Here is a 15,453-nt window from a genome sequence, read left to right as displayed (position 1 = left end):
GACCCGGTAAAAAGATATTGCAACAGGTTGATTAGTGCAGTGAGCGCAATTCGTTTTGATGTAGATGCGGTTTTTTGTATTTCCCTCGACACCCGCGCTGACCGGCGCACGCTGTTCAGCGAAACCATCGGGCGACAGCTCGACAACGAAGTGCACTTTCATGTCGTCGAGAAAAACAGCGACCCCAAGCGCGGTTGCTACGAGTCCCATCAGCAACTGGCCCGTCATGCGCTGGACAATGGCCTCGATCGAATCCTGATCTTCGAAGACGATGCCAAGGCCTATGAGTTCGAACCTTCGCGGGTGCGCTGGGTAAACCGCTTCATGCAGAAACGGCCCTTCGAGGCCTTGCACCTGGGCTATTCCATGGGGCGAACCTGGCTGACCTGGTTCCCGTTCATCGCCCGCGGGCGGGTGGTGGCGCTGCATGCCTATGTGCTGTCGCGCGAGGGCTGCCGGATCCTGGCAGAGACGCCCTACGATGGCACCCCGGTGGATGTGGTGGTCAAGCACCGGATCCGCCAGCACTGCGTGTTCCCCATGATGTTCCGCCAGCACGCCGCCGCCGTGGCCGGTAGCGACCTGGAACAGGTGGTGCGCAATGAGGACGAGTGGTGGGAGCGCAACTGGGCCAAGCATCGTCGTTCACCGATGAAGAACATCTGGCGGACCGTGCTTCGGCTGAATTTCTGATTGGTGTGGGCTTGGGGTGCATGCCTTGAGAGGTTTGGCGCCTGCGAGATCGAGCGCCGCCCGCGCGGCGCTTCGCAGCACAAGGCTGCTCCTACATCTGTTTCGGGCCAGTTATTCCTGAGGCGAAGGCGCGCGCCCATTGGTGTCCACCTCGATTTCGTGCCGGGCAAACAAGGCGGTCGCGTGCACTGGCACAGGCGTTACTGGCCCGAAACAGATGTAGGAGCAGCCTTGTGCTGCGAAGCGCCGCGCGGGCGGCGCTCGATCTCATAGGCGGCAAAAATCCAGAGGCGAACATCCTCATGCCCAGCACGCCGCCAGACGCCCATTCCCCATCTCTGAAATGCTAGGGTAGAGGGCAGCCTTCAAGGAGCCCGACATGGACCCGATCACCACGCTTGCCACCCGCCTGGGTGAACACCTGCGCCGCTTCAACGCGCAGGTGACCACCGCCGAATCCTGCACCGGTGGCGGCATCGCCGAGGCCATCACCCGCGTGCCCGGCAGCTCGGCCTGGTTCGAGGCTGGGTACGTGACCTATTCCAACACCCAGAAAACCCGTCAACTGGGAGTGCCCGCGGCGTTGTTCGGCCAGGTTGGCGCGGTCAGCCAGGAAGTGGTCGAAGCGATGGTCCGCGGCGCCCAGGCCGCCAGCGGCGCGCGCTTTGCCGTGGCGGTGAGCGGCGTGGCCGGGCCGGACGGTGGTTCGCCGGCCAAACCGGTGGGCACCGTGTGGCTGGCCTGGGGCGACGGCAACCACGTGTTCAGCGAGCGGCGCCAGTTCGACGGCGACCGCGAGGCGGTGCGCCGACAGACGGTGATCGCCGCGTTAGACGGCTTGTTACAGCTTGGTGCCGAGTAAATCGACGACAGGGGTTTGCGCGGGCGCTTGCCTGTGGAATAATACTGGCTACTTATACAGGTATTCCGGCCGTCAGGGCCAAGTCGAACACGTGAGGATTTCAATGGACGACAACAAGAAGCGCGCCTTGGCTGCGGCCCTGGGTCAGATCGAACGCCAATTCGGCAAGGGCGCCGTCATGCGCATGGGCGACCACGAGCGCCAGGCTATCCCTGCCATCTCCACCGGCTCGCTGGGCCTGGACATTGCCCTGGGCATCGGCGGCCTGCCAAAAGGCCGTATCGTCGAGATCTACGGCCCGGAATCGTCGGGTAAGACCACGCTGACCCTGTCGGTCATCGCCGAAGCCCAGAAAAACGGCGCCACCTGCGCCTTCGTCGACGCCGAACACGCCCTCGACCCCGAGTACGCCGGCAAGCTGGGCGTCAACGTCGACGACCTGCTGGTTTCGCAGCCGGACACCGGCGAACAGGCCCTGGAAATCACCGACATGCTGGTGCGTTCCAACGCTGTTGACGTGATCATCGTCGACTCCGTGGCTGCTCTGGTACCGAAGGCCGAGATCGAAGGCGAGATGGGTGACATGCACGTGGGCCTGCAGGCGCGCCTGATGTCCCAGGCGCTGCGCAAGATCACCGGTAATATCAAGAACGCCAACTGCCTGGTCATCTTCATCAACCAGATCCGTATGAAGATTGGCGTGATGTTCGGCAGCCCGGAAACCACCACCGGTGGTAACGCCCTGAAGTTCTACGCCTCGGTGCGTCTGGATATCCGCCGTACTGGCGCGGTCAAGGAAGGCGACGAGGTGGTCGGTAGCGAAACCCGCGTCAAGATCGTCAAGAACAAGGTTTCGCCGCCATTCCGTCAGGCCGAGTTCCAGATCCTCTACGGCAAGGGTATCTACCGTAACGGCGAGATCATTGACCTGGGTGTTTCCCAAGGCCTGGTCGAGAAGTCCGGTGCCTGGTACGCCTACCAGGGCAACAAGATCGGTCAAGGTAAGGCAAACGCTGCCAAGTACCTGGCTGAGAACCCGGCTATTGGTGCCGAGATCGAGAAGCAGATTCGCGAGAAGCTGCTGACCTCTGGTGCTGTTGCGGCTGCTGGTAAGGCTGCTGCTGCCGAAGCCGATGCCGATGACATGGCCGACGCTGACGCCGGTTATTGATTGCGCGGTAGATAGCCGAACATGTCCGCCGTACTCGACACCCCCGTCGCCATTCGGCGGACAGCCATGGACCTGCTCGCGCGACGTGAGCACGGTCGCGTCGAGCTGACGCGCAAGTTGCGTCAGCGCGGCGCTTCGGACGAGCTGATCGAGCCTGAGCTCGACCGGCTCGCCGAAGAAGGGCTGCTTAGCGAAGCCCGTTACCTCGAAAGTTTTATCCGATACCGATCCAGCTCTGGCTACGGCCCTGCGCGTATTCGCGAAGAGCTAGGCCAGCGCGGTTTGGCGCGTGCTGATATCGAGCAGGCGCTACGCGAGAGCGAGGTGGACTGGGGCGAGCGCATGCGTGACGTATGGCAGCGCAAGTTTGCTGGTCAGCGCCCGCAAGATCCCCGCAGCCGTGCCCAGCAGACCCGGTTTCTGGCTTACCGGGGTTTCCCCATGGACATGATCGGCCGCCTGCTCAGTGGGCGTGATATCGACGATTACTGAAGACTGGGGCCGCTTTGCGGCCCTTCGCGGGCTTGCCCGCTCCCACAGGTTTGGTGCAAGGTTCAGAAAATGCGCGGTCCCTGTGGGAGCGGGCAAGCCCGCGAAGGGCTGCAAAGCAGCCCCAATCCAGCCGGCAAAGGTTATCTGACCGGCATTAGGGTTTACCCGCGAGTACCGGCAACGCCGCTCCCACAGGTTGCGCGGCGCTTGGAAATTTGTTCGACAATCAACTGACCTTCAACGCCTCCCTGGCCCGCTGCGTGGTATGCATGGGCTGCGGCTTGGCCCAGTTCTCCGGCAGGTTGATGAAGTCCACCAGCTCGCGCAGCCTGCCCTGGTCCCGGCCATTGAAGGCAAATGACAAACGGGTCAGGTGGCTGAAGTTGCCCACTTCGTGCTCGGCACTGCTGTCAGGTTGCTGGTGATACTTGCCACTCAGGCGCAAGTCGGCAAAGCCTTCCTGGATGTCATACAGCGCCGCCTCGCTGAGCGGGTGATGCATACGGATCACGAACTGGCTCTTCAGCCAGCGGCTGGAGTGGTAGTTGCTGTAGAACTGGTTGATTTCTTCCACTGCCTCGTCAGCGCTGTGCACCAGGCGCAGCAGTTTCAGGTCGCTGGGCAGGATGTAGCGGTTTTCCTCCAGTTGGCGGCTGATGAAGTCCAGGCAGTCGCGCCAGAAGCTGCCACCTGGCGAATCCAGCAGCACCACCGGTACCAGCGGGCTCTTGCCGGTCTGGATCAGGGTCAGCACCTCCAGCGCTTCATCCAGAGTGCCGAAGCCACCCGGGCACAGCACCAGGGCATCGGCCTCCTTGACGAAGAACAGCTTGCGGATGAAGAAGAAATGGAACGGCAGCAGCTTGTCGGTGCCGTCCACCGTGGGGTTGGCGTGTTGTTCGAAGGGCAGGGTGATGTTGAACCCCAGGCTGTGGTCGCTGCCGGCGCCTTCGTGGGCAGCTGCCATGATACCGCCGCCGGCACCGGTGATGACCATCAGGTCGGAGCGTGCCAGGGTTGCGCCCAGCTCGCGGGCCAGGGCGTACATCGGGTGCTCTAGCGGAGTGCGCGCCGAGCCGAACACGGTCACCTTGCGCCGGCCCTTGTAGCGTTCCAGGGTGCGGAACGAATGGTCCAGTTCGCGCAGGGCCTGCAGGGTGATCTTGGCGCTCCAGCGGTCGGTGTCGTCATGGGCCATGCGCAGGATGGTCAGCATCATGTCGCGGTACAGCGGCAGGTTGGGGCTGTTCGGTGCCACCAGTTGCAGTTGTGCGTCGATGTTGCTCAGGTCGATGTTGTTGTCGCGGAAGTGGCTGAACAGCAGTTCACTCGATTGGTAAGGCATGCAACGTCTCCTTCTGCACCAATACCTCTGACCTCAATCTAGACCCTTGCGCTCAATTGTGCCGGGGGTGTTCGGCACAGCCGCCCGTCGGCATGCAGCCACGGGGGATGCGGGTTTGGTTAACTGGGTAAAGCGAAACGTGTCGATGCAGGAGGTGGCGGTATGCATCGCTTGATCATCGAAGTGGACCGGCAGCTTTACCAGCAGCTGGAGAATGCGGCCCAGGTGCATCACCTGAGCCTGGAGGCCGAATGCCGGCGCAGGCTGTCGGGGCTGGAATGCCAGTCGCGCTACCTGCAGGCGCTGCTGGCAGAGATGCGCGCCGATGCCGCTGAAGGGCGCTGGCGCGCCCGTGAAGACGAGAAGGCGTAGCGATCGAAGTGTTGGTTACTTCTTCTTGTTGCCGGCCACGCAGCTGGCATTGTCGAACGCCTGGTCCATGATCGGCTGGTTGGTCTTGTAGACCGTGAAGCGGTAGACCATGACCGCGCCTTTGGACATCAGGTTGCGGAAACCGCTGTTGCGGCAGACGCTGTCACCCAGCTGGCTGCGTACCTGTTCGGGGTTGGCCTGCATGCGCGCGGCATGGTCCTGGCGCACGCTCAGGTGGTTGACCAGTGCCTTGCCTTCCACGGTGTAACCCTGGTCGAGGATGTCCTCGTTGATGGCTCGCGGGGTGCCGACACTGCTCTCTTTGGCCACCTTCTGCAGCATGTTGTTCAGGTCGTATTCCTGCTTGGAAGCCGCCTGGGCTGCCAGGGGCAGGGCGAGCAGCAGGCTCAGGGCGGGGACGATACGGCGCAGCATGAATCTCTCCTGGTTCGATGACTGGCGCTTTGACATGCGCGGGTCGACGGCGTTCCCTGAAAATCGCGCAGGCGCGAGGCTGGGGTACGGTAAAAAACAGCGATTATAAGGACCGCGCCGCCACCTGCACAGCAATTGCCCCCTGTTCTGGTAGACTGGCGCCCTTAGTTTTTTCCGAGTCATCCTTGTGTCCATTCCCAACCTGTCCAGAGGCCTGCCGGCATGAGCCATGCGGTAGCGCGCCTGCGCGCCGAACGCCTGGCCCGCAGCAACAAGCCCTTCATCGCCCGTGGTTCGCGTGCCGAGCGCTGCCCCGATTGCCGGGTCATCGCCACTCATTGCCTGTGCGCCTGGAAGCCGCGGGTGCAGGCCGAATCCGGCGTGTGCCTGTTGATGCATGACACCGAGCCGCTGAAGCCCACCAATACCGGCTGGCTGATCGCCGACCTGATCGAGGACACCTCAGCCTTCGGCTGGCTGCGTACTTCGGTCGACGAACGCTTGCTGGCGTTGCTGGGCGATCCGCGTTGGCAGCCCTACATCGTCTTCCCTGGCGAATTCGTTGCCCAGGAGCGGGTGGTCAGCGAGGTAGTGCGCGAGCCGGGCAAGCGCCCGCTGTTCATCCTGCTGGATGCCACCTGGACCGAAGCGCGCAAAATGTTCCGCAAAAGCCCGTACCTTGACCGCTTCCCGGTGTTGAGCCTGCAGGCCGAGCAGATGTCCCGCTACCGCCTGCGCCGCTCCAAGCGCGACGATCACTTCTGCACCGCGGAAGTCGCTGCCATGTGCCTGGACCTGGCCGGCGATACCCAGGCCTCGCAGGCGCTGGACGCCTACCTGGATGTGTTCAGCCTGCATTACCTGAGCGGCAAGCGGCGCCTGCCGCTGGACGAGCAGGACGACACCCACCAGCGTTTGCATACCTTCCTATAGTCCAAGGGGCACAACCCCTGCTTTGGTTCATAATGACCCTTACCCGAGTGCCCGACACAGAACAGGATCCCCAGATCGATGGCCACTTACGAAATCCTGATTGCCGATGACCACCCGCTGTTCCGTGGCGCCTTGCGCCAGGCCGTTACCCTCGGCCTGGGCCCGGATGTACGCCTGGTTGAAGTCGCCAGCATTGCCGAACTGGAAACCCGTCTGAGCGAAAAAGCCGACTGGGACCTGGTGTTGCTGGACTTGAACATGCCGGGTGCCTACGGTTTTTCCGGGCTGGTGCTGCTGCGCGGGCAATACCCGCAGATCCCCGTGGTGATGGTATCGGCGCAGGAAGAGGCCGCAGTGGTGGTCAAGTCCCGCGAGTTTGGCGCCAGTGGCTTCATTCCCAAGTCCAGCACCCTGGAAGTGATCCAGGATGCGGTGCGCAAGGTGCTCGACGGCGAGGTCTGGTGGCCGCCGCAGGCGTTCGAAAAGGTCGATGTCTCGGCCGAGGCCAAGGCCGCCAGCGAAGGCCTTGCCAGCCTCACGCCGCAGCAGTTCCGCGTGCTGACCATGGTCTGCGAAGGCTTGCTGAACAAGCAGATCGCCTATGAGCTGAACGTGTCGGAAGCGACCATCAAGGCCCACGTGACCGCGATCTTCCGCAAGCTGGGTGTGCGTACCCGCACCCAGGCGGCGTTGTTGCTGCAACAACTTGAATCGGTTGCCAGCAGCTGAGTGCGCGTGGCTTCACGCTTTTTTGACCCGCGCCGGTCTAGTCTGCTGGCCTTTCCGTTGTGAAGTGACTCACATGACATCGCCATTCAAGGGCCAGACCGGCCTCAAACGTATCTTCAACGCCGCCGGCTATTCGCTGGACGGCCTGCGCGCCGCCTTCAAGGGCGAGGCCGCGTTCCGCCAGCTGGTGCTGCTCAACGTGCTGTTGGTCCCGATCGCCTTCTGGCTGCCGGTCAGCCGTGCGGAGCGGGCGATCATGATCGCCGTGTGCCTGTTGGGCTTGATCGTCGAACTGTTCAATTCGGCGGTGGAAGCAGCCATCGACCGCATTTCGCTGGAGCGCCACCCGCTGTCGAAAAACGCCAAGGACATGGGCAGCGCCGCGCAACTGGTGGCACTGACCATGGTGGCGCTGGTGTGGGGTGTGATCCTGCTTTAAGCGATTGGTGGCAACACGATCTCGTCACTGCGGGTGAAGCCCGCAGTGAAGTTGCGGCACAGTTCGAGAAATTCGCGCATGGCCGAGGTCTGGTACTTCTGTTTGTGCCAGATGAAGTAGAACTGGCGCATCAGGTCCAGCTCCGGGGTTTCTACCGCTACCAGGCTACCGCGGCGGAAGGCGTCACGCAGGGCCAGGCGCGAGATGCAGCCGATGCCCAGGCCCGACTCCACCGCGCGCTTGATCGCTTCGGTGTGTTCCAGCTCCAGGCGGATGTTGAGGTTGGTGCGGTGGTGGCGCATGGCCTGGTCGAAGGTCAGGCGCGTGCCCGAGCCCTGTTCGCGCAGGATCCACGCTTCCTGGGACAAGGTCTGTACATCGGCGCGGCCCAGCTTGGCCAGCGGGTGCTGCGGCGCGCAGAACACCACCAGCTCGTCCTCGACCCAGGGCTGCACTTCCAGGTCCGGGTGGTTGCAATCGCCTTCGATCAGACCCAGATCAATTTCGTAATGCGCCACCTGTTGCACGATATGCGCAGTGTTCTGCACATGCAGCTTCACCTGGCTTTCCGGGTGCACCTGCATGAAGCTGCCGATCAGCAGGGTGGCCAGGTAGTTGCCGATGGTCAGCGTGGCGCCGACCGCCAGCGAGCCGAAACCGGACTTGCCGTTGAGCAGGTCTTCGATTTCCTTGGCCTGGTCGAGCAGGGCCACGGCCTGCGGCAACAGTTGCTGGCCCAGGGCGTTGAGGCTCAGGCGCTTGCCGGCGCGGTCGAACAGCTGGCAGCTGGACTGGCGCTCAAGCTCGGTGATCGAGGTGCTGGCTGCCGACTGCGACAGGGCCAGCACACTGGCGGCGCGCGAAACGCTCTGGTGCTGGGCCACGGCAACGAAGACTTGCAGCTGACGAAGTGTAAATCGCATATCGATATAACCGATAACACATATCTTGATAATCCAGTTAACAGATATTGTCGCTGCCCCTAAACTATCGCGCAACTGCGCGTCTTGCGCGCGCCGCGTCTTTCTTCAGGAGCCCCATTAAATGAGCAACATGAACCACGAACGTGTCCTCAGTGTGCACCACTGGAACGACACCCTGTTCAGCTTCAAGTGCACTCGCGACCCGGGCCTGCGCTTCGAGAACGGTCAGTTCGTGATGATCGGCCTGCAACAAGAAAGCGGCCGTCCGCTCATGCGCGCCTATTCCATTGCTTCGCCGAACTGGGAAGAGCACCTGGAGTTCTTCAGCATCAAGGTGCCGGACGGTCCGCTGACCTCGCAGCTGCAGCACCTGAAGGAAGGCGACGAGATCATCATCAGCAAGAAGCCTACCGGTACCCTGGTACTCGACGACCTGAACCCGGGCAAGCACCTGTACCTGCTGAGCACCGGCACTGGCCTGGCACCGTTCATGAGTGTCATCCAGGACCCGGAAACCTACGAGCGCTTCGAGAAGGTGATCCTGGTGCACGGCGTGCGCTACGTGAACGAAGTGGCCTACCGCGAGTTCATCACCGAGCACCTGCCGCAGAACGAATTCTTCGGTGAGTCGGTTCGCGACAAGCTGATCTACTACCCGACCGTGACCCGTGAACCGTTCGAAAACCAGGGCCGCCTGACCGACCTGATGCGCAGCGGCAAGCTGTTCAGCGACATCGGCCTGCCACCGATCAACCCGCAGGACGACCGCGCGATGATCTGCGGCAGCCCGAGCATGCTCGACGAGACCAGCGAAGTACTGGACAGCTTCGGCCTGAAGATCTCCCCGCGCATGCGCGAGCCGGGTGATTACCTGATCGAGCGTGCCTTCGTCGAGAAGTAAGGCGCAGGCTGATGCAAAGAAGGCGACCCTTGGGTCGCCTTTCTTGTGCCTGTGATTCATGTATCGCCAGCATTGGCCTCTTCGCGGGTAAACCCGCTCCCACAGGGGTACCACTGACCTCAGGCCTTGTGATATCCCTGTGGGAGCGGGTTTACCCGCGAAGAGGCCGGATCAGGCAAGACACAATCTATTCGACGCGCGTCTCGCCGCTATACACCAATATCTCCCGACACCGCTTGCACAGGTAGCGCCGCCCCTGGCGCACCAGCTTGTGCCGCTGCGCGGTAAACGGGAAGTCGCTCTGCGGGCACGGGCAGCGGTAGATGTAGCGGGTCACCACGCGCCGTTGCACTTCGTAGTTGTGGCAACGGTTGGGCGGCAGTTCATACACCCCGCGCATGATCAGCTGCCACTCCTCGCCATGGGCCTGGATGCGGTCGCCGAACAGCTGGTGGGCCACCAGGTGTGCCACTTCATGGGCCACGGTCTGGCGCAGGAAGTCCTCCTGGTTTTCGCGGTAAAGCTGCAGGTTGAAGCGCAGCAGGTTCTCGTGCAGGTGGGCGACACCGGCTTTTTGCCCGCGCAGCTTGAAGCTGACTTCCGGGCGCGGGAAGGGGCGTTTGAAGAAGGTTTCAGCTTGCTGGTAACAGGTTTCGACGCGTTGTCTGAGCAGCTCGGGCATGGCGGGGTGGTTCTCCTGACCGGGCATTATGCCGCAACCCCGGGCAGCCTGCCGAGCCACCGGTCAGCGCACAGCCAGAGGCCGCCTTGCGGCGGCCTCAGGTTGATGCCCCAGTGTTGGTCGAGTCTGTTCTAGTTGGTGTAGACGGGCCCCACGCCCAGTCCCCAGATGATCACCGTGGCGGCCATGATCGCCACCAGTACCACAAGGCCCACCGCCAGCACCGAGCTGGAGAACAGGAAGCCTTCGTCGGACGGTATGTTCATGAACGTCGGCAAACCGACGTACAGCAGGTACACCGTGTAGCAGATGGCGGCGGTGCCAATCAGCATGCCCAGCCACAGGTGCGGGTACAGTGCCGCCAGGCCGCCGATGAACAACGGGGTGGCGGTGTAGGTGGCAAAGGCGATGCACTGTGCCATGGACGGGTTGGCATCGTAGGTGCGAGCCATCCAGTGGATGAACGCCCCCATTACCGCCACCCCGGCAAGCATCGCCAGGTACGACATGATGCTCATCCAAATGGCGCTTTCCATGGTCAGCATCACCGCTGGCCGGTCGCCGATCACCCAGCCGACCTGGGTGGTACCGATGAACGCCGAAATGGCGGGGATCGCAGCCAGGATCAGGGTGTGCGTCAGGTACATGTGGCTGATGGTTTCTTCTTCGCCACGAATTTCCCGCCATTCCTGGTCGGGATGGGTAAACAGCCCCACAACGTGATGAATCATGCCGATCACTCCTCTCAATGTTGCCAAACGCCCCCCAGATGGAGCGCAAGCGGCCCGAGGCCCGAACACCGAAGCAAGCGGTAATGTGGCCTTATGTCGCAGTATAGGAAGCCGTTACCTGCATAAACCGAGCTTTTTAGAGCAAATTGCGCTGTAAGGCGCGCTGTTGATTACAATGAAGTCTTTATCGGAATGCCTACAGCGCCGCCGCGTTTGTGCGTAAAATAGCCGGCTTTTGTCACACCTCGCGGATCCAAGCGCTATGGGCACCCTCTCGGTCAACCAGAACAAACTGCAAAAACGCCTGCGTCGTCTCGCCGGCGAAGCCATCACCGACTACAACATGATCGAGGATGGCGACAAGGTCATGGTCTGCCTGTCCGGCGGCAAGGACAGCTACACCATGCTCGACGTTCTGTTGCACCTGCAGAAGGTGGCACCGATCAAGTTCGAGATCGTCGCGGTGAACATGGACCAGAAGCAGCCGGGTTTCCCCGAGCATGTGCTGCCGGCCTACCTCAAGGAACTGGGTGTCGAGTACCACATCGTCGAGAAGGACACCTACTCGGTGGTCAAGGAGCTGGTCCCCGAGGGCAAGACCACCTGCTCGCTGTGCTCGCGCCTGCGCCGTGGCACCCTGTACACCTTCGCCGACGAAATCGGCGCGACCAAGATGGCGCTGGGGCACCACCGGGACGATATCGTCGAAACCTTCTTCCTCAACATGTTCTTCAACGGCGCGCTCAAGGGCATGCCGCCGAAGCTGCGCGCCGACGATGGCCGCAACGTGGTGATCCGCCCGCTGGCCTACTGCAGCGAGAAGGATATCCAGGCCTACTCGGACATGAAGGAATTCCCGATCATCCCGTGCAACCTGTGCGGTTCGCAGGAAAACCTGCAGCGCCAGGTGGTCAAGGACATGCTGGTGGAGTGGGAGCGCAAGCACCCGGGGCGTACCGAGAGCATTTTCCGCGCCCTGCAGAACGTGGCACCGTCGCAGCTGGCTGACCGCAACCTGTTCGACTTCACCAGCCTGAAGATCGACGAAAACGCGACCCCGCGTTTCCTTGACGTGCTGAACATCTGAGCCCATGCGCGATTACCAGTGGTTGCACGAGTACTGCCTGAACCGCTTCGGCTCGGCCCAGGCCCTGGAGGCCTTCCTGCCGCAGCCGCGCACACCGGCGCAACTGCGTGATCTCAGCGATGACCGCTACCTGTCGACCTTGGCCCTGCGCGTGTTCCGCGCCGGGCTCAAGCACAGCTTGGTGGATGCCAAGTGGCCGGCGTTCGAGCAGGTGTTTTTCGGCTTCGACCCGGAGAAGGTGGTATTGATGGGCGCCGAGCACCTCGAGCGGCTGATGCACGACGAGCGCATCATCCGCCACCTGGGCAAGCTCAAGAGCGTGCCGCGCAATGCGCAGATGGTTCTTGACGTGGCCAAGGAGAAGGGCAGTTTCGGCGCCTTCATCGCCGACTGGCCGGTGACTGACATCGTCGGTTTGTGGAAGTACCTGGCCAAGCACGGCAACCAGCTGGGCGGGTTGTCGGCACCGCGCTTCTTGCGCATGGTCGGCAAGGACACGTTCATCCCTACCGATGACATGGCTGCGGCGTTGATTGCGCAGAAGGTGATCGACAAGCCGCCGACCAGCCAGCGGGACCTGGCCTTGGTGCAGCAGGCGTTCAACCAGTGGCATGCCGAGAGTGGGCGGCCGCTGTGCCAGTTGTCGGTGATGCTGGCGCATACCGTCAACCATTGAGATTTGTGTTGGCCTCTTCGCGGGCATGCCCGCTCCCACAGGGATCGCACCGCATTTGAGGCTTGCGCTGTACCTGTGGGAGCGGGCAAGCCCGCGAAGAATCTAACTGCCTTCGCCGGCCATGCGCCGCTCGTGCTGGAACTTCCAGCGCACATACAGCAGCCCGGCAATGAACAGCCCCAGGCTCACCAGCACTTCTACCCAGCCAAATACCGCCCGCGCCGGGTCGAACGCCGCCAGCACGCCCTTGATGAAATAGATATTCACCACGAAGCAGGTCCAGGCATGTGCGCGGGCGCTGCCTGTCAGCATGCCCGGCAGCAACAGCAGCAACGGCACCAGTTCGATCGCCAGGATCACCTCGACCCGCGCCCCGTGCAGGTTGGCGAACCACAGGTTGTTCACCACCAGCAGGGCAATCAGGCCGAAGAAGAACGCCAGGCTCAACGCCCGCGTCAGGCGCAGACGCGGTGCCAGCCATTCCAGCGCCGGCAATACCTTGGGCTTCTTAGCCACGTGCGGCCTCCAGGGCCTTGGCGGTGGTCGCCAGGCGTTGGCCAAGGGCGCGGCACAGGGCTATCTCGTGCTGGTCGAGCTCGCGCTTGCCGTCGGCGCCAGCATGATGGCTGGCGCCATACGGGGTGCCGCCGCCGCGGGTCTCGAGCAGTGCCGATTCGCTGTACGGCAGGCCCATTACCAGCATGCCGTGGTGCATCAGTGGCAGCATCATCGACAGCAGGGTGGTTTCCTGCCCGCCATGCAAGCTGGCGGTTGAGGTGAACACGCCCGCCGGCTTGCCGACCAGTTCACCGCCCAGCCACAGGCTGCTGGTGCCATCCAGGAAGTACTTGAGCGGCGCTGCCATGTTGCCGAAGCGGGTCGGGCTGCCCAGTACCAGGCCGGCGCAGTGGCGCAGGTCGTCCAGGGTGGCGTACAGCGCGCCACTGGCCGGGATGTCCGGGGCCACTGCTTCGCACTCTGTGGAAATCGCCGGCACCGTGCGCAGGCGGGCTTCCATGCCGGCCAGCTCGATGCCGCGGGCGATGTGCCGGGCCATCTCGCTGGTCGAACCGTGGCGGCTGTAATACAGCACCAGGATGTAGGGCTGGCTCACGGCAGGATCTCCAGTACTTTCTCGGGCGGTCGGCCGACCACGGCCTTGTCACCGACGACCAGGATCGGCCGCTCGATCAGCTTGGGGTGCCGGGCCATGGCCTCGATCAGTTGTGCGTCGGTCAGTGCCGGGTCGGCCAGGTTCAGCTCCTTGTACTCGTCCTCGCCGGTACGCAGCAGCTGGCGCGCGGCGATGCCCAGCTTGCCGAGCAGGGCCTTCAGGGTGGCAGCGTCGGGCGGGGTCTCGAGGTAGCGCACGATGGTCGGCGCCAGGCCGCGAGCTTCGAGCAGTTCCAGGGCGCCGCGGGATTTCGAGCAGCGCGGGTTATGATAGAGCGTGAGGTCGGTCATGTCGGGTCGCATCCAGCAGGGTGTGGCGGCTATTCTAACCGCAGCGACTGACCAATTTGCTTTAAAACTCGAGAAGGATTGACCCATGGCAAGGCGTCTGGCAGCAGTACTGGCCATCACCGCGAGCCTGTTGCTCGGTGGTTGCGGTGCCGATTATGGCGTGGACCAACACGGTAATACGGTTAAGGCCGAACAGATCGACGGGCACTGGCTGGTGCTCAACTACTGGGCCGAATGGTGCGGGCCGTGCCGTACCGAAATCCCTGAACTGAACGCGGCAGCCAAGCAGTGGGCGGCCGACGGTATCAAGGTGGTGGGGGTGAACTTCGATGGCTTGCAGGGGCAGGAGCTGAAGCAGGCTGCCGAAACCCTGGGCATCGCTTTCACCGTATTGGCGCAGGACCCGGCCGAGCGCTATGACCTGCCACGAAGCGAGGCATTGCCGGTGACCTACATCATCGATGACAAGGGCAAGGTGCGGGAACAGTTAATGGGTGAGCAGACCCTGGAAGGGCTGCAGGCCAAGATCAAGGCACTGAAGGGCGCCTGATGCATTTTGGGGCTGCTTTGCAGCCCATCGCGACACAAGGCCGCTCCTACAGGAGATCGCATTCCCCTGTAGGAGCGGCCTTGTGTCGCGATGGGCCGCAAAGCGGCCCCGGCAATATTCAGCCTTCCTCAGGCCAGAAGCGCAGCGGCTTGCCTTCGGCCGGCCAGAAACGCATCTGCTCGATAGGCGACACATCCCAGCGCTGCACTGTTTCCAGCGCCTGCAGGAAGCGCTTTTCCTGCTCCATCAACGCCGGTGCGCAGAGCTTGCGGGTCTTGCCGACCTTGCCGAAGCTCAGGTGCTCGCCGTCCAGTGTGTACGGCGCGAACCAGTGGTTGCAGCCGCCATTGCCATAGGCACGGCCATCGCTGGCCAAGGTCAGAGTCAGGTGGCTGTAGTCGATCAGCGGCCGTTCGCCAATCCACTCCAGCACGTAGCTGCGCTCCTGCTGCAGCTTGGAAGGTTCCGCGGCGCAGCCGAGCAGGCCGGTGGCAATCAGCACGCCGGTCAGCAGATTCTTCACTCGGCGCTCTCCTGGCAACGCGGGCACAGGTGTTTTTCGCCACGGCTGGCCCAGCCCAGCTCGGCAACCCGCGCGCTGGCGGCAGGCTGGCGGGCTTTCTTGCCCAGCTTGGCGTCCACCGCGAACTCGAAGTCCAGCACGGCGTCGCAGCTGTCGCACGCAACCTGCCAGGTGAGGATTTCGAGCTCGTTGAACACCGGGCCGCTGGCCACGGCAACCCACTGGCCGCGTGGGTTGATCAGGTGGCGCACGCTCTCCACTGTCAGGCGCATGGACAAGTCCTTGCTGCCCTTGAGGGTGACCAGCAGGGTGTCGCCTTTGTGCATCGAACCGCCGTTGCCGGTGACCTGATAGCGGCCCGGCACCAGGGCGCGGCACTCGATCAGGGTGTGTTGCGGGTTGAAAAGGGTGTAGCGGAAATCGTGCTCGACCATGGGTCCTCCAG

The 15,453-nt window shown here is 62.8% G+C and carries 22 protein-coding genes; 12 read left to right on the top strand and 10 right to left on the bottom strand.

Features of this window, described 5'->3' with window-relative positions; genetic code table 11:
• Positions 1-39: 39 nt before the first annotated feature.
• The 4 genes from ACGLHT_RS12615 to recX all read left to right on the top strand — a co-directional run bounded on the left by ACGLHT_RS12615 (position 40) and on the right by recX (position 3,218).
• Positions 40-693 carry a hypothetical protein gene (locus tag ACGLHT_RS12615; RefSeq protein ID WP_025337994.1) on the top strand — a complete coding sequence of 218 codons (654 nt, stop codon included), beginning with the start codon at positions 40-42 and terminating at the stop codon, positions 691-693.
• A 379-nt stretch (positions 694-1,072) separates the two neighbouring features.
• Positions 1,073-1,555, top strand: a complete 483-nt coding sequence (locus tag ACGLHT_RS12610; RefSeq protein WP_025337995.1) for a CinA family protein — start codon at positions 1,073-1,075, stop codon at positions 1,553-1,555.
• Positions 1,556-1,658: 103 nt separating this feature from the next.
• Positions 1,659-2,726, top strand: a complete 1,068-nt coding sequence (recA, locus tag ACGLHT_RS12605) for a recombinase RecA (RefSeq protein ID WP_015269214.1) — start codon at positions 1,659-1,661, stop codon at positions 2,724-2,726.
• Between the two features lie 21 nt (positions 2,727-2,747).
• On the top strand, positions 2,748-3,218 hold the full coding sequence (gene recX / locus ACGLHT_RS12600) for a recombination regulator RecX (RefSeq protein ID WP_085619270.1): 471 nt from the start codon (positions 2,748-2,750) through the stop codon (positions 3,216-3,218).
• 226 nt (positions 3,219-3,444) lie between these two features.
• Here the strand turns inward: recX and ACGLHT_RS12595 are convergent, their stop codons facing one another.
• Positions 3,445-4,563, bottom strand: coding sequence for an LOG family protein (locus ACGLHT_RS12595; protein WP_025337997.1), 1,119 nt, complete (start codon positions 4,561-4,563; stop codon positions 3,445-3,447).
• Positions 4,564-4,725: 162 nt separating this feature from the next.
• On the opposite strand from ACGLHT_RS12595, the gene ACGLHT_RS12590 reads away from it, so the two are divergent.
• On the top strand, positions 4,726-4,935 hold the full coding sequence (locus tag ACGLHT_RS12590) for a hypothetical protein (RefSeq protein WP_025337998.1): 210 nt from the start codon (positions 4,726-4,728) through the stop codon (positions 4,933-4,935).
• 15 nt (positions 4,936-4,950) lie between these two features.
• Here ACGLHT_RS12590 and ACGLHT_RS12585 read toward each other — a convergent pair whose 3' ends face one another.
• Entirely contained in the window at positions 4,951-5,370 is a 420-nt protein-coding gene (locus ACGLHT_RS12585; protein WP_013971343.1) for a quorum-sensing-regulated virulence factor family protein, read from the bottom strand.
• Between the two features lie 222 nt (positions 5,371-5,592).
• On the opposite strand from ACGLHT_RS12585, the gene ACGLHT_RS12580 reads away from it, so the two are divergent.
• From ACGLHT_RS12580 to ACGLHT_RS12570, 3 genes are all read left to right on the top strand, one after another.
• Positions 5,593-6,303 carry a tRNA-uridine aminocarboxypropyltransferase gene (locus ACGLHT_RS12580; RefSeq protein WP_025337999.1) on the top strand — a complete coding sequence of 237 codons (711 nt, stop codon included), beginning with the start codon at positions 5,593-5,595 and terminating at the stop codon, positions 6,301-6,303.
• 78 nt (positions 6,304-6,381) lie between these two features.
• Positions 6,382-7,032 (top strand): response regulator transcription factor ErdR, encoded by a 651-nt coding sequence (gene erdR, locus ACGLHT_RS12575; RefSeq protein WP_025338000.1) that lies wholly within the window; start codon positions 6,382-6,384, stop codon positions 7,030-7,032.
• Positions 7,033-7,105: 73 nt separating this feature from the next.
• A complete protein-coding gene (locus ACGLHT_RS12570) occupies positions 7,106-7,471 on the top strand; it encodes a diacylglycerol kinase (protein ID WP_004375479.1) in 366 nt (121 codons plus the stop codon).
• Here ACGLHT_RS12570 and finR read toward each other — a convergent pair.
• The gene (gene finR / locus ACGLHT_RS12565; protein WP_004375481.1) at positions 7,468-8,394 is read right to left on the bottom strand and encodes a LysR family transcriptional regulator FinR; all 927 of its coding nucleotides are present in this window, start codon (positions 8,392-8,394) and stop codon (positions 7,468-7,470) included. The genes ACGLHT_RS12570 and finR overlap by 4 nt on opposite strands.
• A gap of 121 nt (positions 8,395-8,515) precedes the next feature.
• Between finR and fpr the strand changes: the two genes are divergently transcribed.
• Entirely contained in the window at positions 8,516-9,295 is a 780-nt protein-coding gene (gene fpr, locus ACGLHT_RS12560; protein ID WP_004375483.1) for a ferredoxin-NADP reductase, read from the top strand.
• A gap of 187 nt (positions 9,296-9,482) precedes the next feature.
• On the opposite strand, the gene ACGLHT_RS12555 is transcribed toward fpr, so the two are convergent.
• Together ACGLHT_RS12555 and ACGLHT_RS12550 are read right to left on the bottom strand one after the other, a co-directional pair.
• Positions 9,483-9,977: a SprT family zinc-dependent metalloprotease gene (locus ACGLHT_RS12555; RefSeq protein ID WP_025338002.1), complete on the bottom strand. Its 495-nt coding sequence runs from the start codon at positions 9,975-9,977 to the stop codon at positions 9,483-9,485.
• 131 nt (positions 9,978-10,108) lie between these two features.
• Positions 10,109-10,708 carry a Yip1 family protein gene (locus tag ACGLHT_RS12550; RefSeq protein ID WP_012270925.1) on the bottom strand — a complete coding sequence of 200 codons (600 nt, stop codon included), beginning with the start codon at positions 10,706-10,708 and terminating at the stop codon, positions 10,109-10,111.
• Positions 10,709-10,970: 262 nt separating this feature from the next.
• On the opposite strand from ACGLHT_RS12550, the gene ttcA reads away from it, so the two are divergent.
• Positions 10,971-11,795 carry a tRNA 2-thiocytidine(32) synthetase TtcA gene (gene ttcA / locus ACGLHT_RS12545; protein ID WP_012270926.1) on the top strand — a complete coding sequence of 275 codons (825 nt, stop codon included), beginning with the start codon at positions 10,971-10,973 and terminating at the stop codon, positions 11,793-11,795.
• A 4-nt stretch (positions 11,796-11,799) separates the two neighbouring features.
• Positions 11,800-12,471, top strand: coding sequence for a DNA-3-methyladenine glycosylase I (locus ACGLHT_RS12540; RefSeq protein ID WP_274120467.1), 672 nt, complete (start codon positions 11,800-11,802; stop codon positions 12,469-12,471).
• Between the two features lie 102 nt (positions 12,472-12,573).
• Here the strand turns inward: ACGLHT_RS12540 and ACGLHT_RS12535 are convergent, their stop codons facing one another.
• The 3 genes from ACGLHT_RS12535 to arsC are packed head-to-tail and all read right to left on the bottom strand — an operon-like array spanning position 12,574 to position 13,935.
• A complete protein-coding gene (locus ACGLHT_RS12535; RefSeq protein ID WP_075043999.1) occupies positions 12,574-12,987 on the bottom strand; it encodes a DUF2069 domain-containing protein in 414 nt (137 codons plus the stop codon).
• Entirely contained in the window at positions 12,980-13,585 is a 606-nt protein-coding gene (wrbA, locus tag ACGLHT_RS12530) for an NAD(P)H:quinone oxidoreductase (protein ID WP_025338005.1), read from the bottom strand. Before wrbA ends, ACGLHT_RS12535 begins: the two co-directional genes overlap by 8 nt.
• Complete coding sequence (gene arsC / locus ACGLHT_RS12525) at positions 13,582-13,935, bottom strand: arsenate reductase (glutaredoxin) (RefSeq protein ID WP_025338006.1); 354 nt, start codon at positions 13,933-13,935, stop codon at positions 13,582-13,584. Before arsC ends, wrbA begins: the two co-directional genes overlap by 4 nt.
• A gap of 85 nt (positions 13,936-14,020) precedes the next feature.
• On the opposite strand from arsC, the gene ACGLHT_RS12520 reads away from it, so the two are divergent.
• Entirely contained in the window at positions 14,021-14,485 is a 465-nt protein-coding gene (locus ACGLHT_RS12520) for a TlpA disulfide reductase family protein (RefSeq protein ID WP_015269224.1), read from the top strand.
• A gap of 118 nt (positions 14,486-14,603) precedes the next feature.
• Here ACGLHT_RS12520 and ACGLHT_RS12515 read toward each other — a convergent pair whose 3' ends face one another.
• Positions 14,604-15,008 carry an META domain-containing protein gene (locus ACGLHT_RS12515; RefSeq protein ID WP_004375489.1) on the bottom strand — a complete coding sequence of 135 codons (405 nt, stop codon included), beginning with the start codon at positions 15,006-15,008 and terminating at the stop codon, positions 14,604-14,606.
• Positions 15,005-15,442, bottom strand: a complete 438-nt coding sequence (locus ACGLHT_RS12510) for a hypothetical protein (RefSeq protein ID WP_004375491.1) — start codon at positions 15,440-15,442, stop codon at positions 15,005-15,007. The genes ACGLHT_RS12515 and ACGLHT_RS12510 overlap by 4 nt, the downstream gene beginning before the upstream one ends.
• Between the last annotated feature and the right edge of the window lie 11 nt (positions 15,443-15,453).

The sequence above is a fragment of the Pseudomonas sp. PsB genome (assembly GCF_043658375.1).
GTDB classification, from domain to species: domain Bacteria; phylum Pseudomonadota; class Gammaproteobacteria; order Pseudomonadales; family Pseudomonadaceae; genus Aquipseudomonas; species Aquipseudomonas putida_Z.
Note: the sequence above shows the minus strand (reverse complement) of the source record. Positions and strands in the feature narration are given on the sequence as shown.

Coding starts and splice junctions, on each gene's coding strand:
- ACGLHT_RS12610 (WP_025337995.1), top strand. CDS start 1,073: ATGGACCCGATCACCACGCTTGCCACCCGCCTGGGTGAACACCTGCGC.
- recA (WP_015269214.1), top strand. CDS start 1,659: ATGGACGACAACAAGAAGCGCGCCTTGGCTGCGGCCCTGGGTCAGATC.
- recX (WP_085619270.1), top strand. CDS start 2,748: ATGTCCGCCGTACTCGACACCCCCGTCGCCATTCGGCGGACAGCCATG.
- ACGLHT_RS12595 (WP_025337997.1), bottom strand. CDS start 4,563: ATGCCTTACCAATCGAGTGAACTGCTGTTCAGCCACTTCCGCGACAAC.
- ACGLHT_RS12590 (WP_025337998.1), top strand. CDS start 4,726: ATGCATCGCTTGATCATCGAAGTGGACCGGCAGCTTTACCAGCAGCTG.
- ACGLHT_RS12585 (WP_013971343.1), bottom strand. CDS start 5,370: ATGCTGCGCCGTATCGTCCCCGCCCTGAGCCTGCTGCTCGCCCTGCCC.
- ACGLHT_RS12580 (WP_025337999.1), top strand. CDS start 5,593: ATGAGCCATGCGGTAGCGCGCCTGCGCGCCGAACGCCTGGCCCGCAGC.
- erdR (WP_025338000.1), top strand. CDS start 6,382: ATGGCCACTTACGAAATCCTGATTGCCGATGACCACCCGCTGTTCCGT.
- ACGLHT_RS12570 (WP_004375479.1), top strand. CDS start 7,106: ATGACATCGCCATTCAAGGGCCAGACCGGCCTCAAACGTATCTTCAAC.
- finR (WP_004375481.1), bottom strand. CDS start 8,394: ATGCGATTTACACTTCGTCAGCTGCAAGTCTTCGTTGCCGTGGCCCAG.
- fpr (WP_004375483.1), top strand. CDS start 8,516: ATGAGCAACATGAACCACGAACGTGTCCTCAGTGTGCACCACTGGAAC.
- ACGLHT_RS12555 (WP_025338002.1), bottom strand. CDS start 9,977: ATGCCCGAGCTGCTCAGACAACGCGTCGAAACCTGTTACCAGCAAGCT.
- ACGLHT_RS12550 (WP_012270925.1), bottom strand. CDS start 10,708: ATGATTCATCACGTTGTGGGGCTGTTTACCCATCCCGACCAGGAATGG.
- ttcA (WP_012270926.1), top strand. CDS start 10,971: ATGGGCACCCTCTCGGTCAACCAGAACAAACTGCAAAAACGCCTGCGT.
- ACGLHT_RS12540 (WP_274120467.1), top strand. CDS start 11,800: ATGCGCGATTACCAGTGGTTGCACGAGTACTGCCTGAACCGCTTCGGC.
- arsC (WP_025338006.1), bottom strand. CDS start 13,935: ATGACCGACCTCACGCTCTATCATAACCCGCGCTGCTCGAAATCCCGC.
- ACGLHT_RS12520 (WP_015269224.1), top strand. CDS start 14,021: ATGGCAAGGCGTCTGGCAGCAGTACTGGCCATCACCGCGAGCCTGTTG.
- ACGLHT_RS12510 (WP_004375491.1), bottom strand. CDS start 15,442: ATGGTCGAGCACGATTTCCGCTACACCCTTTTCAACCCGCAACACACC.